General features: G+C 71.9%; 13 protein-coding genes. 7 read left to right on the plus strand and 6 right to left on the minus strand.

Translation table 11 applies throughout. The annotated features are described in order from the left end of the window. Window positions 1-28 precede the first annotated feature (28 nt). From ACIPWY_RS30915 to rsmH, 3 genes are read right to left on the minus strand one after another with little or no spacing between them, the layout of a single operon-like run. Complete coding sequence (locus tag ACIPWY_RS30915; protein WP_393698480.1) at window positions 29-2,008, minus strand: peptidoglycan D,D-transpeptidase FtsI family protein; 1,980 nt, start codon at window positions 2,006-2,008, stop codon at window positions 29-31. Window positions 2,009-2,012: 4 nt separating this feature from the next. Next, the gene (locus ACIPWY_RS30920) at window positions 2,013-2,534 is read right to left on the minus strand and encodes a hypothetical protein (RefSeq protein WP_362905378.1); all 522 of its coding nucleotides are present in this window, start codon (window positions 2,532-2,534) and stop codon (window positions 2,013-2,015) included. 25 nt (window positions 2,535-2,559) lie between these two features. After that, window positions 2,560-3,519: a 16S rRNA (cytosine(1402)-N(4))-methyltransferase RsmH gene (gene rsmH, locus ACIPWY_RS30925; protein ID WP_362905376.1), complete on the minus strand. Its 960-nt coding sequence runs from the start codon at window positions 3,517-3,519 to the stop codon at window positions 2,560-2,562. 316 nt (window positions 3,520-3,835) lie between these two features. Between rsmH and ACIPWY_RS30930 the strand changes: the two genes are divergently transcribed. The 4 genes from ACIPWY_RS30930 (at window position 3,836) to ACIPWY_RS30945 (ending at window position 9,399) form a co-directional block, all read left to right on the plus strand. After that, window positions 3,836-4,384, plus strand: coding sequence for a carbonic anhydrase (locus ACIPWY_RS30930; protein WP_362905374.1), 549 nt, complete (start codon window positions 3,836-3,838; stop codon window positions 4,382-4,384). A 197-nt stretch (window positions 4,385-4,581) separates the two neighbouring features. Further along, window positions 4,582-5,601, plus strand: coding sequence for an AAA family ATPase (locus tag ACIPWY_RS30935; RefSeq protein ID WP_393698477.1), 1,020 nt, complete (start codon window positions 4,582-4,584; stop codon window positions 5,599-5,601). Continuing rightward, a complete protein-coding gene (locus ACIPWY_RS30940; RefSeq protein WP_393698475.1) occupies window positions 5,601-6,947 on the plus strand; it encodes a DUF58 domain-containing protein in 1,347 nt (448 codons plus the stop codon). Before ACIPWY_RS30935 ends, ACIPWY_RS30940 begins: the two co-directional genes overlap by 1 nt. 34 nt (window positions 6,948-6,981) lie before the next feature. Beyond that, a complete protein-coding gene (locus ACIPWY_RS30945) occupies window positions 6,982-9,399 on the plus strand; it encodes a DUF3488 and transglutaminase-like domain-containing protein (protein ID WP_362905366.1) in 2,418 nt (805 codons plus the stop codon). 151 nt (window positions 9,400-9,550) lie between these two features. Here ACIPWY_RS30945 and ACIPWY_RS30950 read toward each other — a convergent pair whose 3' ends face one another. The 3 genes from ACIPWY_RS30950 to ACIPWY_RS30960 form a co-directional block, all read right to left on the minus strand. After that, window positions 9,551-9,961, minus strand: coding sequence for a DUF3040 domain-containing protein (locus ACIPWY_RS30950; RefSeq protein WP_362905365.1), 411 nt, complete (start codon window positions 9,959-9,961; stop codon window positions 9,551-9,553). A 274-nt stretch (window positions 9,962-10,235) separates the two neighbouring features. Continuing rightward, the gene (locus tag ACIPWY_RS30955) at window positions 10,236-11,015 is read right to left on the minus strand and encodes a methyltransferase (RefSeq protein ID WP_362900047.1); all 780 of its coding nucleotides are present in this window, start codon (window positions 11,013-11,015) and stop codon (window positions 10,236-10,238) included. 131 nt (window positions 11,016-11,146) lie between these two features. Further along, window positions 11,147-11,701: an SAV_6107 family HEPN domain-containing protein gene (locus tag ACIPWY_RS30960; protein WP_362900045.1), complete on the minus strand. Its 555-nt coding sequence runs from the start codon at window positions 11,699-11,701 to the stop codon at window positions 11,147-11,149. Between the two features lie 158 nt (window positions 11,702-11,859). Between ACIPWY_RS30960 and ACIPWY_RS30965 the strand changes: the two genes are divergently transcribed. From ACIPWY_RS30965 to ACIPWY_RS30975, 3 genes are read left to right on the plus strand one after another with little or no spacing between them, the layout of a single operon-like run. Further along, on the plus strand, window positions 11,860-12,666 hold the full coding sequence (locus tag ACIPWY_RS30965) for an ATP-binding cassette domain-containing protein (protein WP_393698471.1): 807 nt from the start codon (window positions 11,860-11,862) through the stop codon (window positions 12,664-12,666). Next, window positions 12,638-14,722, plus strand: coding sequence for a YhgE/Pip family protein (locus ACIPWY_RS30970; protein ID WP_393698469.1), 2,085 nt, complete (start codon window positions 12,638-12,640; stop codon window positions 14,720-14,722). Before ACIPWY_RS30965 ends, ACIPWY_RS30970 begins: the two co-directional genes overlap by 29 nt. 35 nt (window positions 14,723-14,757) lie before the next feature. Next, window positions 14,758-15,366, plus strand: a complete 609-nt coding sequence (locus ACIPWY_RS30975; RefSeq protein ID WP_362900040.1) for a TetR/AcrR family transcriptional regulator — start codon at window positions 14,758-14,760, stop codon at window positions 15,364-15,366. The last annotated feature ends 361 nt before the right edge of the window (window positions 15,367-15,727 follow it).

Consider the following 15,727-nt stretch of genomic DNA (forward strand, 5'->3'; position numbering starts at 1 on the left):
CTGTACCTGGTCACTCTCGGGGCTCGGATCAGGGGTTGAAACTGACGGGCAGCCGGGCGGGCTCGGCGCCGGTGGGCGGGACCTGGAGCGTCTTGAGGGCGAACTCCATGACCTGCTTGTAGATGGGGCCGCAGATCTGACCGCCGAAGTAGCTGCCCTTGGTGGCGTTCTGGATCGCGCAGTAGACGGTGACGCGCGGCTTGTCGGCGGGGGCGAAACCGGCGAACGACGACGTGTACCCCTTGTACCTGCCGGTGGCCGGATCCACTCGGTTGGCTGTGCCGGTCTTGCCGGCGACTCGGTAGCCGGGGATGCGTGCCTTGGCGCCGGTGCCCTCCTCGTCGTCCACGACGGACTCGAGCATCTGCGCGAGCGTCTTGGCCGTCTTCGCGCTGACGACCCGGTTCTCCTTGGGCCTGGGGGCCGGGGTGAACCTGCCGTCGGGTCCCTTGGTGCCGCGTACGAGGCTGGGCTCCACGCGTACGCCGCCGTTGGCGATGGTCGAGTAGACGGAGGCCGCCTGCATCGCGTTGATGGAGAAGCCCTGGCCGAAAGGGATCGTGTACTGCTGCGAGGTCGACCACTTGCCGGCGGGGGCCAGGATGCCCGAGGTCTCGCCCGGGAAGTCGAGCCCGGTGGGGCGGCCGATGCCGAACTCGCGCAGGTACGACGAGAGCACCTGGTTGGCCTGGGGCTGGGTCTTGCCGAGCTGGCCCGACGCCAGGATGGTGCCGATGTTGCTGGACTTGGCGAGCACGCCGTTCAGCGTGAGGTGCCAGGTGGCGTGGTCGATGTCGTCCTGGAACAGCCGGTCGCCGCGGTGCAGCCGGTTGGGCACCGTGACGTGCGTGTCCGGCGTGGCCGCGTTCTCCTCGAGCACGGCGGCCATCGTCATGACCTTCGCGGTGGAGCCGGGCTCGTACGCGTCCTGGAGCGCGGCGTTGCCCATGGAGGTGGAGTTGGCCTGCGAGAGGTCGTTGGGGTCGAAGCCGGGGGCGTTGGCCATCGCCAGGACCTCGCCGGTCCTGGTGTCCTGCACCATCACGTAACCGCGGTCCGCCCCGGACTTCTTCACCTGGTCGGTGATGGCCTTCTGGGCGGCCCACTGGATGTCACGGTCGATGGTCAGCTCGACCTGCGAACCGGGCACGGCGGGCTGCTCGTTGCTGCCGGCCGTGGGCACCTGACGGCCGCCGGACTGGGCGTACTTGATCTTGCCGGGCTTGCCCGACAGATCCTTGTTCAGCTGCTGCTCGATACCGCCGCCGCCCTTGCCGTCGGCGTTGACCCAGCCCAGTATCCCGGCGGCCAGATCGCCGTTCGGGTACACGCGCTTGCTGCTGGGGTCGGCGAAGACTCCGGCGATGACGCTCGCCGACTTCTCCTGGTCCGCCTTCTCGGCGAGCGTGCTCTTGAGGTCCTTGATCTGCTTCCAGACCTGGGGGGTCTGACGGCGGGCCAGCAGGACGTAGCGCGTCCTGGGGGTCCGCAGCTTCTTCGCGACCGTGTCGGCGTCCATGCCGAGGATCGGCGCGAGGAGCGCCGCGGCCTGCTCGGGCGCGTCCTGGGGCACCACCGGGGCCGTGGAGTTCTTGGCGGCCGCGGTGTCCGCCGACTGGAACATCGTGGGGTCGGCCGTGATGTCGTACGCGTCCACGCTGGTGGCGAGCGCGACGCCGCTGCGGTCCGTGATCCCGCCGCGCTCGGCCGCGAGGACGTGCTCGACGTACCGGTGCTGTTCGGCCTTGGCCGCATAGGCGCTGGCGTCGACGGCCTGTACCTGGAGGAGGCGTACGACGAAGGCGATGAGGACGAGGGTGAGGCCGAGGCTGACCATGCGCAGCCGGGGGCGGGGGCTGCCGAGGCGCAGGACGGCGGGCGCCTTGACGGGGGCGGGGCGCGGGCGCCGAGCGCCGGGGCTCGGGCGCCGGGGGGCGCCGGGGCGGCCGTTCCGCGCGGGTCTCGCGGGGGCTGGGACCCGGCGTCGCGGGGGCTCCCTGTCGGTCATTCCGTCACCTGCCGGAGGTCGAGGGCGCGGGTTTCACCTGCGAGGACGTGGGGTTCGGGGTGGCCTTGGGGGTCACCGACGGGGTCGGCGAGGGGCTCGGAGTCGTGCCCACGACCTCGGGCGGGCGCGGCGCGGGCCGCCACAGCGCGGAGGGGGCCGCCGCGCCCGGGACACCGCGGACGGTGCCGTCGGGGTTGAGGAAGGCCGGGTCGCCGCCGGGGACCATGCCCAGCTCACGGGCGCGGCGCTGCAGGGAGTCGGGGGCCGCGTAGGCGTCGACGTCGCGCTGGAGCGCCTGCTCGTCCTCGGTGAGGTCGGTCGTCTGCTTCTTGAGGTCGTTCACCCTGAACGACCCTTCGTTGAGCGCCGAGTTCAGCATCAGGAGCGTGATCAGCCCGCCACCGAGCAGGAGCACGACGAGGAGCACGAACGGTGTACGGGCGGCCTGGCTGCCGCCCGCGGGCCCCGAGGGCAGCAGCCGCGCGAGTCGCGCCGCCCTCCCCCGCAGTTCGCCCCTGGGACTCATCGACCCCTCCTCGCCCGCCCGGAACTCACCCGGCGACCTCCTCGCGGATGCGCTGCGCACCCCGCAGCCGCGCCGGGGCCGCCCGGCGGTTCTCGGCGACCTCTTCCTCCGTGGGGAGCTCCGCGCCGCGCGTGAGCAGCTTGAGCCGCGGCTGGTAGCGCTCGGGGACGACCGGGAGCCCGGGCGGCGCGGTGTTCGCGGCGCCGGCGGCGAAGACCTGCTTCACGAGCCGGTCCTCGAGCGAGTGGTACGAAAGGACGGCGATACGTCCGCCGACGGCGAGCGCCTGCACGGCGGCCGGGATCGCCCGCTCCAGGACGCTGAGCTCGCCGTTCACCTCGATGCGCAGGGCCTGGAAGGTGCGCTTGGCGGGGTTGCCGCCGGTGCGCTTGGCGGCCTGCGGCAGCGCGTCGCGGATCAGCTCCACGAGCCGGGCGCTGTTGCTGAACGGCTCCTTGTCGCGCTCGCGCACGACCGCCGAGACGATCCGCTTGGCCTGCTTCTCCTCGCCGTACGCCCGCAGAATCCGGACCAGCTCGCCCGGGGGGTACGTGTTGAGGACCTCGGCGGCGCTCATCCCGGTCGTCTGGTCCATGCGCATGTCGAGCGGCGCGTCCTGCGCGTAGGCGAAGCCGCGGTCGGCCTCGTCGAGCTGCATGGAGGAGACGCCCAGGTCGAAGAGGACGCCCTGCACGCGCGGGATGCCGAGCCGGTCGAGGACCTCGGGCAGCTCGTCGTAGACGGCGTGTACGAGGGTGGCGCGGTCGCCGAACGGGGCGAGGCGCTCGCCGGAGAGGCGCAGGGCCTCCTTGTCGCGGTCGAGACCGACGAGGCGGCAGGAGGGGAAGGTGGAGAGGAGGGCCTCGCTGTGTCCGCCGAGGCCGAGCGTGCAGTCGACGACGACCGCGCCCGGCTCGGCGAGGGCCGGGGCCAACAGGTCCAGGCAGCGCTGGAGCATCACCGGGACATGTCGGGTCTGGCTCAAGGGGCCCTCTCAGTTCCGGCGCGGCGCCACGCACCGCAGGGATGCCCGTCGCGCACGTGGGAAGAGTCCGGTGAAGTGCCGGGATCTTCGGTGTTTCCTGGGGTTTCCGCGTCACTTTAGTCCACGGTGTCGCCCGGTCAATCAACCGGCCTGCGCGCCGCGCGCCGCCTCCTCGCGATGCCGCGGAGGAAGCGAAATCACCCGTACGGGCGAGCCGGTACCGCCCCTGTGGGTTACCTCACAACAAGCCGCGATGGCGTTCTTTGTCCCCTCTCACAGCGGGCTCGTCCCAACAGTGACCATTACCGTCATAGCTATGACGACTTCCGCATCGCTCCCCGCCGAGTCCGAAAGCGCCATACCCGTCGACGGCACCGTGACGGACCGCCTCGTCGAGGCGAACCAGCGCTACGCAGCGGCCTTCACCGACCCCGGCATGGACGCCCGGCCCGTCCTGAAGGTGGCCGTGGTGGCCTGCATGGACGCCCGGCTCGACCTGCACGCCGCCCTGGGCCTCGAACTGGGCGACTGCCACACCATCCGCAACGCGGGCGGCGTCGTCACCGACGACGTCATCCGCTCGCTCACCATCAGCCAGCGGGCGCTCGGCACCCGCAGCGTGGTCCTGATCCACCACACCGGCTGCGGTCTGGAGAGCCTCACCGAGGAGTTCCGCCACGATCTGGAGATGGAGGTCGGCCAGCGCCCGGCCTGGGCCGTCGAGGCGTTCCGCGACGTCGACCAGGACGTGCGCCAGTCGATGCAGCGCGTGCGGACCTCCCCGTTCCTGGTGGACACCGAGAATGTGCGCGGATTCGTCTTCGATGTGACGACCGGCCTCCTCCGGGAGATCGATCCCGCGTAACAAAAGGCCGTAAGACCCGACATATCGCTGGCAGTTGTCCACAGGCGGATGACACGAACCGGTAACGGCAACAAGAATGCGGAATGGCACCGCGTGCGAGGAGATGGAACTCGTCGCGCGTGGTGTCCGTGTTTCGGGGTGGGCCGGTCCGCAGCCAAGGGCGTCGGCCCGGAAAGTACGGGGCCGAGGAGGGCCGGGTGACGACCTATGACGATCGAGCGAGCCTTACTGATCTGACCGCCACTGTGGAGCGGGTCCGCAGGTCGGTGGAGGGTGTGATCGAGGGCAAGCCGGAGGTCGTACGGCTCTCGCTGACGGTGCTCCTGGCCGAGGGGCACCTGCTCATCGAGGATGTACCGGGCGTCGGCAAGACGATGCTGGCGAAGGCACTCGCCAAGTCCATCGACTGCTCGGTGCGTCGTATTCAGTTCACGCCCGACCTGCTGCCGTCTGACATCACCGGTGTGTCCATCTGGGACCAGCAGCGCCGCGACTTCGAGTTCAAGCCCGGCGCGATCTTCGCGCAGATCGTGATCGGTGACGAGATCAACCGCGCGTCCCCGAAGACGCAGTCCGCGCTCCTGGAGTCCATGGAGGAGCGCCAGGTCACCATCGACGGGCAGACGTACGAGCTGCCCAGCCCCTTCATGGTGGTGGCCACGCAGAACCCGGTCGAGATGGAGGGCACCTACCCGCTGCCCGAGGCACAGCGCGACCGCTTCATGGCCCGGGTGTCGATCGGCTACCCGAGCCCGGAGGCCGAGCTGCAGATGCTCGACATCCACGGCGGCGCCTCTCCGCTGGAGGACCTCCAGCCGGTGGCGCACGCGCACGACATCGTGAAGCTCGTCGACGCCGTCCGCTCGGTCCACGTGGCCGACTCGGTGCGGCGGTACGCGGTCGACCTGGTCGCCGCCACGCGCAGCCACCCCGACCTCAGACTCGGCGCCTCGCCGCGCGCCACGCTGCACCTGCTGCGGGCGGCGAAGGCATCCGCGGCGCTGAGCGGGCGTGAGTACGCGCTGCCCGACGACGTGCAGGCGCTCGCCGTGCAGGTCCTCGCGCACCGCCTGCTGCCCACGGCGCAGGCCCAGCTGAACCGGCGCACGTCCGAGCAGGTCGTCCTGGAGATCCTCCAGCACACGGCGGTCCCGGCCGCCTCGGGCCACGGATCCCCGATATACGGCCAGCAGCCGCCCGGCGCCCGGAGGCTGTGATGTCCGACGGGGGAGGCTTCGGGGACGACGACAAGGGCGGCCTCCGGGTCGCGCTCTCGGGGCTGACCACCAGGGGACGTTCGTTCCTGGCCGCCGGGATCGCGGCGATGATCTGCGCGTACGTCCTGGGGCAGAGCGATCTGCTCCGCGTCGGGCTGCTGCTCGCCGTGCTGCCGCTGGTCTGCGCGTTCGTCCTCTACCGCACGCGCTACCGCGTGGCGAGCAGTCGCCGGCTGTCCCCCGCGCGCGTGCCCGCGGGCAGCGAGGCCCGCGTCCATCTGCGCATGGACAACGTCTCGCGCCTGCCCACGGGCCTGCTGATGCTCCAGGACCGGGTGCCGTACGTGCTCGGGCCGCGCCCCCGCTTCGTCCTGGACCGGGTGGAGGCGGGCGGCCGTCGCGAGGTGTCGTACCGCGTGCGCTCGGACCTGCGGGGCCGCTATCCGCTCGGCCCGCTCCAGCTGCGCCTGACGGACCCGTTCGGCCTGTGCGAGCTGTCCCGCTCCTTCTCCACGTACGACACCCTCACCGTCATCCCGCGTGTGGAGCCGCTGCCCGCGGTGCGGCTGTCCGGTGAGGCCAAGGGGTACGGCGACGGGCGCAACCGCTCGCTGGCCCTGGCCGGCGAGGACGACGTGATCCCGCGCGGATACCGCTACGGGGACGACCTGCGCCGCGTCCACTGGCGCTCGACCGCGCGCTACGGCGAGTTGATGGTGCGCCGTGAGGAGCAGCCGCAGCGGGCCCGCTGCACGGTGCTCCTCGACACCCGGCGTCTCGCCTTCCAGGGCGCGGGCCCCGACTCGGCCTTCGAGTGGGCCGTGTCCGGTACGGCGTCGACGCTGTTCCACATGCTCGAACGGGGCTTCTCCGTACGGCTGTTGACCGATACGGGCAATTCGGTGCCGGGCGAGGGGTCCGACGGGTTCGCGGGCGCGAGCCAGGAGTCGGCGGACGCGGCCGGGCTGATGATGGACACGCTCGCCGTCGTCGACCACTCGGACGGCTCGGGCCTCACGCGCGCGTACGACGTGCTGCGCGGAGGGAACGAGGGACTGCTGGTCGCCTTCTTCGGCGATCTCGACGAGGAGCAGACGGCGGTCGCCGCCAAGATGCGGCAGCGCAGCGGCGGCGCCGTGGCCTTCGTCCTGGACAGCGGGGCCTGGACGCGCGGTGCCCCTTCGGAGCGCAGCGAGGAGCGGCTGCGGATGCTGCGCGAGGCGGGCTGGTCCGCGCTCGCGGTCCCGCCCGGCACGTCCCTGACCGAGCTGTGGCGGGACGCCGACCGGCACCGGTCGGCCACCGGCGCGGAGAGCGGGCCGGCTGTGGCGGGGTGGGGTTCTTGATCATGCGTGATGTCACAGGGGGAAAGGCGCGGTCATGAGTGGAGGCGCTCGGCTGACGCTGTGTGCGACGGCGGCCACGTTCATGGCGGCGTGCGCCCTGCTGCCGCTGGTCGATCTGGCGACCTGGATCTTCCAGGCCGCGTTCCTGCTGGTCGTCCAGGCCGGGGTGGGGGCGCTGACCCGGCGGGTGCCTCTCGCGCGGCCGCTCACGGTGACCGTGCAGGCGCTCGTGACGCTGCTGCTGCTGACCCTGCTGTTCGCGAACGCGCAGGCGATCGGCGGGGTGCTGCCGGGGCCGGAGGCGTTCCGTCACTTCGGGGAGCTGCTCCAGGCAGGCGGTGACGACGTGGGGCGGTTCGCGATCCCCGCGCCGCTGTCCGACGGGATCCGGCTGATGCTGGTGGGCGGCGTCGTGGTGATCGGCCTCGCGGTGGACGCGCTCGCGGTGACGTTCCGCAGCGCCGCGCCCGCCGGGCTGCCGCTGCTCGCCCTGTACTCGGTCGCCGCGGGCCTCTCCCACGGCTCCACCGACTGGCTGTGGTTCCTCCTCGCCGCCGGCGGCTATCTGCTGCTGCTCCTCGCCGAGAGCCGGGACCGGCTCTCCCAGTGGGGGCGGGTCTTCGGCGGTACGGCCCGCTCACCGGGCCGCGCGGGCGGCGCGGCGCAGAGCACGGCCGACGCAGTGGCCCCGGTCCGCACGGGCCGCCGCATCGGCGCGCTCGCGCTCGGCATCGCCCTGGTGGTGCCGCTCGCGCTGCCCGCGCTCGACGGCGGCCTGCTCGGCCCGTCGGGTACGGGGGCGGGCGTGGGCTCCGGAGGCGGCGGCACCATCTCCGCCGTGAACCCCCTGGTCTCCCTCCAGAACAGCCTGAACCAACCCGAGGACCGGGAGGTGATGTCGTACCGCACGACCTCGAAGGACACCCAGGACCTCTATCTGCGGATCGTCTCCCTCGACGAGTTCGACGGGACGACCTGGCGGCCCGCCAAACGCAGCATCATCGACGTGCCCTCACCGTTCCCGAGCCCCCGCGGCCTCGGCGCGGACGTCCGCAGGACGGAGATCCGCACGAACATCGCGGCGGCCGGCTGGTACGCCCAGGACTGGCTGCCGCTCCCCTACCCGGCGACGAAGGTCGACATCTCGGGACGCTGGCGGTACGAGCCGGTGGGCCGGACCCTCGTCGGCGACCACGACCAGACCACGCGCGGCAAGAAGTACGGCGTCGAGAGCCTGATCGTGCAGCCGACGGCCGAGCAGCTGGCGAACGCTCCCGAACCGCCGAGCGAGCTGCGGCGTGAGTTCACCAAGGTGCCGTCCTCGCTGCCGGCGGTCGTCGGACAGACGGCGCTGCGCGTCACACGGGGCTCGGCGAGCCATTACGAGCAAGCCGTGAAGCTCCAGGACTACTTCGCCGTCAGCGGCGGCTTCACGTACAACACGGAGGTCCAGGCGGGCAGCGGTTCCTCGGCCATAGCCCGTTTCCTGAAGGACAAGGAGGGCTTCTGCGTCCACTTCTCCTTCTCGATGGCGGCGATGGCCAGGACGCTGGGGATTCCGGCGCGGGTGGCAGTGGGCTTCACGCCGGGCTCTCCGCAGGCGGACGGCCGGATGTCGGTCGGCCTGCGGGACGCGCACGCGTGGCCGGAGCTGTACTTCGAGGGCGTGGGCTGGACCCGCTTCGAGCCGACGCCGAACCGCGGCACGGCGCCCGACTACACGCGTGCCGACACCCCGGCGGGCAACCCGAGCAACCCGGCGGCGCCCAGCGAGGCCGCTTCCTCCGAGCCCTCGGCTGGACAGCCCTCCGCGTCGGACAACTGCCCGGCGGCCGAGCGGAAGCTGGGCGGCTGCTCGAACACGGCGCCCGCCGTGATCGGCGCGTCCGGCGACGACGGCCCGCCCTTCGGCACGATCGCGCTCGTCGCGCTCGGCGTACTGCTGGTGGTGCTCGTGCCGTTGCTCCCGTTGCTGTGGCGGCGGCGGGTCCGGGCCGTGCGGCTCGGCTCGTCCGGCCGCACGGAAGGGGACGCGACGGCGCGCACCCTCGCGGCGTGGCTGGAAGTGACCGATACGGCGTGGGACCACGGCATCGCTCCGGACGAGTCGCAGACACCACGGAAGGCGGCGGCGCGGATCGTCCGCGTCGGGCAACTCGACCAGGTGGCGGCGGACTCCGTGCACCGGGTGGCGGCCGCGGTGGAGCAGGTCCTCTACGCGCCGAGGCCGCAGCCGACGGCGGGTCTCGGAGACGATGTGCGCCGGCTTGAGCAGGATCTGTATGCCAAGGCGAGCCGCTCGGCCCGGCTGCGGGCGACGCTCGCCCCCCGCTCGACCGTTCGAGTGGCGTGGAGCTTGGCCCAGCGTCGGGCGGCGCTGGGCGCCGCCTGGACGGCCCGGAAGTCGGCACTCGCACGGCGTCCGCGGCGGCCTTCCGGCCAGGAGAGTTGAGGGCCGGCGCCGCTCACGCGCCGGCCGGCGAGCGCGCGGATGCGCCGTCCCGCGGAACACCGGCACATCGGACACGCCTGAGGGGTGACCACCCGTGAGTGGTCACCCCTCAGCTACATCTGCTCCCGTGAGGACCTCGTACGGCGGGGGCTCAGCGGCCGCCCTGTTCGTCTCGGCGCCGCTGCCAGCGCTGCTCGATCCGCTCCATCATCGACCGGCGCTGTTTGCCCTGTCGCCGCGCGGCCGGCGGCGCTCCTGGCGCTGCTCCTGCGGCCGGCTGTTCACCGGGCTTGGGCGCTTTCCGCCATCCGGTCACGGCAAGGACCGCGCAGCCCAGCATGACGAGGAACCCCACCACGCTGATCCAGATCTGCTGTGCGACCATTCCGGCCATGAGGAGCGCGATACCCACCAGGAATCCGGCGACTGCCTGGTAGACCCGACGTCGGGTGTACGTACGCAGCCCGCTTCCCTCAAGCGCTGTCGCGAACTTGGGATCTTCGGCGTACAGCGCTCGCTCCATCTGCTCGAGCATTCGCTGCTCGTGCTCCGAGAGCGGCACGGAGTCCTCCTCATCGTGCAGTCGCCGGGGCGACCGGGGGTCCCCTTCAGGATAGGCAGGGAATCGCCCCCGTGAAACCCGCCCCTCTACGCCAACTTCGCCAACCAGGACCACCACGCCGCTCCGGCTCGCTGAGGCGTTAATGCCCCGGCGGCCGTCCCGTCATGCCGGACCGTCTCCCTCGATCATACGGCGCCCGGCGCCGAAGCGGGGGGCCTGTGGCGTACTCCATCCGCCGCTGCGCCGCTGATCAGCGGCGCAGCGGCGGGGACACTCAGGCCGCTGGACCCGCGGAGGGCTCCTGCTTCTCGCCGAGGACGTGCAGCTGCGTGGCGACGGAGTGGAAAGCGGGCAACTCGGCGGCGGCCGCCTCCAGCTTGAGGAGTTCCTGCAGGGCGCTCGGTTCGGTGTCCACGAGGACGCCCGGCACGAGGTCGGCGAAGACCCGCACACCGTGCACCGCGCCCACCTCGACGCCCGCGGATCCGACGAGCTGGGTGAGCTGCTCGGCGCTGAAGCGGCGCGGCACGGGGTCGCCGTCGCCCCAGCGTCCCGCCGGGTCGGACAGGGCCTGCCTGGCCTCCTTGAAGTGCCCGGCGAGCGCCCGGGCGAGCACGGCGCCGCCGAGTCCCGCGGCGAGCAGGCTGAGGACGCCGGAGGAGCGCAGGGCGCCCACCGCGTTGCGGACGCCCTCGGCCGGGTCGTCGACGTACTCCAGGACGCCATGGCACAGGACCACGTCGTAGCCGTCGCGCTCGACGACGTCGAAGAGGCCCGAGACGTCGCCCTGCACCCCGCGCACGCGGTCGGCCACGCCGGCCTCGGCCGCGCGGCGCTCCAGCGCGAACAACGCGTTGGGGCTGGGGTCGACGACGGTGACGCGGTGGCCGAGGCCGGCCACGGGCACCGCGAAGTTACCGCTGCCGCCTCCGGTGTCGAGCACGTCGAGCGACTCGCGCCCCGTGGCCTTGACGCGACGGTCGAGGGCGTCTTTGAGAACGTCCCAGACCACGGCGGTACGGAGAGAAGCGCGGGGGCGCATCGGGTCCGACACGACAGGTGACTCCTCGGCGCGGCTCCGGCTCATGGGCTGCGGAGCGATGGGGATCCCTTCCCATCGCTCCGCGGCGATGGGTGGAGGGGTTCGGGCGCCTCCACCCTATTGCCTCGTGAGAGCTCTCCGGATCACCCCACGTCGGGTGCCTCCCTGCCTGCCGCCGGGCCCTCGTCCCGCGCCCTCGGCTGGGGCAGCAGGGGCTGGAGCACCAGCATCCGCTCGACGAGGCGCAGGAACATCGCGACGTCCCGGAGCAGGTCGTCCGCGTCGCGGATGCTCGCCGCTCCCTGGATGCCCGCTTCGGCGCGCGCCCTGCGGGTGGCGCCGGAGGCGAACAGGGCGCTCCACTCGGTCAGTTCGGGTGCGATCTCGGGGAGCACTTCCCAGGCGCTCCGTATCCGGGCACGGCGTCGAGGGGTGGATTCGGGTCGGCCGCGGGCGGCGAGCACGGCGGCCGCGGTGCGCAGGGCGGCGAGGTGGGCCGTGGCGTACCGCTCGTTGGGCGTTTCGAGGTGGGCCGCCTCGTCGAGGCCCGTGCGCGCCTGGGCGAGCAGGTCGAGTGCGGCGGGAGGGGCTGTCGCCCGGCGGAGTACGGGGTGGACGTCGGCGGCGGGTCCGGTCAGCGAGGGTGCAGGGCCTGTGGCGCGGGGCCGGCGTGCGGCTGCTGCTGAATGTCCAGCCATGACGAACCTCCTGTCGTCTGCGTGACGGCTCGGTGGCCGTATGTGCCCATCGTGGAGTACGCCACTGACAATCGGCCCTGACCTGCACTTTTGCTTCGAGCGACAGTTCGGGCTAGTTTTTGCACTGACCAGTCAGTTCAAAAGAGGGGGGCCTGGCCATGGACGGTCCGAACGCGGTCGCCGTCAGCGCCGAGGGGTTCGGGCTCAAGGGCCCGCGCGGCTGGGCGTTCCGCGGGGTGGACATCGACGCGGAGCCCGGGGCGCTCGTCGTCGTCGAAGGACCGTCCGGGTCGGGCCGCACCTGCCTGCTCCTCGCCCTCACCGGACGCATGCGGCCCACCGAAGGCAGCGCGTCCGTCGGCCCCTTCCGGCTGCCGAAGCAGCTGTCCGCCGTCCGCCGGATCAGCGCCCTCGCCCATGTGCCCGGGGTCACCGACCTCGATCCGGCGCTGACGGTGGAGGAGCATCTGCGTGAACGGGCGCTGCTGCAGCGGCGGTTCGACGGTTCCCTGCGCGCACTGCTGCGGCCCAGGGCCGAGCGGGCGGCCGCGTCACGGGCGCGGATCGACACCGCGCTGGCCGCCGCGGGCCTCGACCGGGAGGCGCTGCCGAAGGGCACCCGCACCGCCGTGCGCGACCTGGAGCGGATCGAGGCGCTCCGGCTGTCCGTGGCCCTCGCGCTGATCGGCCGGCCGCGCCTGCTCGGCGTCGACGACACCGACCTGAAGCTCTCGGACGCCGAACGGACGCAGGTCTGGGACCTGTTGAGGTCCGTCGCCGAGTCCGGCACGACGGTCGTGGCGGTGGGCAGCGAGGCGCCGAAGGACGCGGTCGTCGTATCGACGGCGCCCCGCGACGAAGCGGACGAGCAGAGCCCCGGGAATCCCGGGACCGACGAGAACGAGAATCCCGGGACCGACAAGAAGGAGACGGCGGATGCGCTCGCCGAAGCTGGCCGCGCTTGAGCTCAGGCGCTTCGGCAGGGGGAAGCTGCCGCGCGCCGCGCTCGCCGCGCTCCTGTTGCTGCCCCTGCTGTACGGCGCCCTGTACCTGTGGTCGTTCTGGGACCCGTACGGGCGTCTCGACAAGATTCCCGTCGCGCTCGTCAACGACGACAAGGGGGCGCGGGCCGCGGGGCAGAAGATCGTGGCCGGCGACGACATCACCGAGGGGCTGCGCGACAGCAAGACCTTCGAGTGGCACGAGGTGAGCGCCGCGCAGGCCCGCGAGGGCGTCGAGGACGGGACGTACTACCTGTCGCTGACGATGCCCTCGGACTTCAGCGAGCGCATCGCGTCCAGTTCCGGGGACACCCCGGAGACCGGCGCGCTTCAGGTGCGGACGAACGACGCGAACAACTACATCGTCGGGCAGATCTCGCGGACGGTGTTCTCCGAGGTGCGTTCGGCGGCGTCCACCAACGCGTCGCGCTCCTTCCTCGACCGGATCTTCATCTCGTTCTCCGACATCCACGACGCGACGAAGAAGGCCGCGAAGGGGGCCGACCAGCTCAAGGGCGGTATCGGCAAGGCGAAGAAGGGGTCCAAGGACCTGGCGGACGGTCTGAAGGACGCCAAGAAGGGCAGCGGTGAGCTGGCCGGCGGGATCAAGAAGCTGAACAAGGGCGCGGGGGATCTGGAGTCCGGGTCGAAGCAGGTCTCCGAAGGCACCCAGCTCCTCGCCGACAAGGTCAACGGCGTCGCCGGGCAGGTACGGCCGTTTCTGAAGGACAACAAGAAGGCGATCGGCGACACCGCCCGGCTCGTCGCCGACTCCGCGAAGGGCATTCGCCACAACCTCGACGTCCTGGTGAAGACGGCGCCGACGGCCGCCAAGGGCGCGCACGCGGGATCCGACGTCCTGGACGGGGTCTACAAGGCGCGCTGCGAGACGCTGCCCCTGTCCGACCCGGCCTGCCCCGACCTCAAGAAGGCCAAGGTCGCGGCGGCCGACGTGGCGAAGGTCGCCGACGACCTGAACGTCCTGATCGAGGACGACCACGGCGACCTGGACACCCTCGACGGCCATCTCGCCACGCTCCAGCGGCAGTCCGAGGCACTGGCCGAGCACGCCCCGACGCTCGACCAGGACGTCGCCACCGCCGTCTCCAAGATCAACGCGCTCAACAAGGGCGCGGGTCAGGTCGCCAAGGGCGCCAAGCAGCTGCACACCGGGCTGGGCACGGCGAAGACGGGTTCGGCGGACCTCGACACGGGCGTCGGCAAGCTGAAGACGGGCGCGAGCGATCTCAACGGCGGCATGTTCAAGCTGGCCGACGGCTCCGGAGAGCTGGCCGGCGGGCTCCACGACGGGGTGAAGCAGATCCCCGACTACGACAAGAAGGACCGCGACCAGCGCACCGGCGTCATGTCCGACCCGGTCCGGCTCGCCTCGCAGTCCCTGCACAACGCGCCCAACTACGGCACCGGGTTCGCCCCGTACTTCATCCCGCTGTCCCTGTGGGTCGGCGCGATGGTGGCCTACATGCTGATCCAGCCGCTCAACCGGCGCGCACTCGCCGCGGGCGCCTCCGCCTGGCGGATCGCGCTGGCCGGCTGGCTTCCCGTGGCCGTGCTCGGGGTGCTCCAGGTGTCTGCCCTGATGTCGGTGCTGCACTGGGCGCTGGGCCTCCAGATGGTCAGGGCGGCGGGAACGGTCGGCTTCCTGTTCCTCGTCACGGCGTGCTTCGCCGCGATCGTGCAGTGGCTGAACGCCCGCTTCGGAGCGGCGGGCCGGATCCTCGTACTGGCCGTCCTGATGCTCCAGTTGACGTCGGCGGGCGGCACCTATCCCGTACAGACCAGCCCCGGCTTCTTCAACGCGATCCACCCCTTCCTGCCGATGACCTACGTCGTCGAGGCGCTGCGGAGACTGATCTCGGGCGGCGGCCTCGGCCCCGTGTGGCAGGCGTGTGCCGTGCTCGCCGCGTTCACGGCCGGCGCGCTGGCCCTGACCGCGCTGAGCGCACGCAGCAAGCAGGTGTGGACACTCGACCGGCTGCACCCCGAGCTCAGCCTGTGAGCGGACCCACATCGCCGCCTGTGAGAATCAGGGGCATGGAAAGCAGTGCACGGCGCCAGGCCACTCGGCAGAAGCTGTACGAGGCCGCGGTCACGCTCATCGCGGAGCAGGGGTTCTCGGCCACCACGGTCGACGAGATCGCCGAGCGCGCCGGGGTCGCGAAGGGCACGGTCTACTACAACTTCGCCAGCAAGTCGGTCCTCTTCGAAGAGCTGCTCCGGCACGGCGTCGGGCTCCTCACGGCCTCGTTGCGGGAGGCGTCGGAGAAGACGGCCGCGAGCGGCGGCAGCAAGATCGACGCCCTGGACGCGATGATCCGCGCCGGTCTCGTCTTCATCGACCGCTATCCGGCCTTCACCCAGCTGTACGTGGCCGAGCTGTGGCGCACCAACCGCGCCTGGCAGTCCACTCTCGCGGTGGTCAGGCAGGAGGCCGTCGCCGTGGTGGAGGACGTGCTGCGGGGCGCGGTCGAGGGCGGTGAGCTGAGCGAGGAGATCGACATCCCGCTGACGGCGGCCGCACTGGTCGGCATGGTCCTGGTGGCCGCGCTCGACTGGCAGGCCTTCCAGCCGGAGCGCTCCCTGGACGACGTCCACGCGGCGCTGTCGCGGCTGCTCCAGGGACGCGTGACGGGCGGCCGTTGACCGCCCCCGAAACGCGAAGGGGAGACAACAGAGCGGTGACAACAGAGCGCCGGTCCGGCGTGGCCCGAATTCTCAGGCCTCACCGGACCGGCGCGTCCCCCGTTGTCCCCGTGTTCCCCCGTGGGCCCGTCGGTCGGGCGAGCCCCCGTCCCTCGCCCCCGCCGTGGCGGGAGGAGCGGCCAAGGGGGCGAAGCGCTGTTCCGCCGCCCCGTGTCGGCGGTACCGGCACCGCGCCCCCTTCCGTGCCTCCACTCTCCCGTTCCCGCAGGTCCGGCCCCATCCGCGCAGCTACTCATCTCACGTACTAGGTACGGATACTCAGGCCTGGGTGCTCAGGCCCAGGACGCGGAGTCCGCGACTG

Origin of the sequence: Streptomyces sp. NPDC090032 (assembly GCF_044748025.1) — a bacterium.
Classification (GTDB): Bacteria; Actinomycetota; Actinomycetes; order Streptomycetales; family Streptomycetaceae; genus Streptomyces.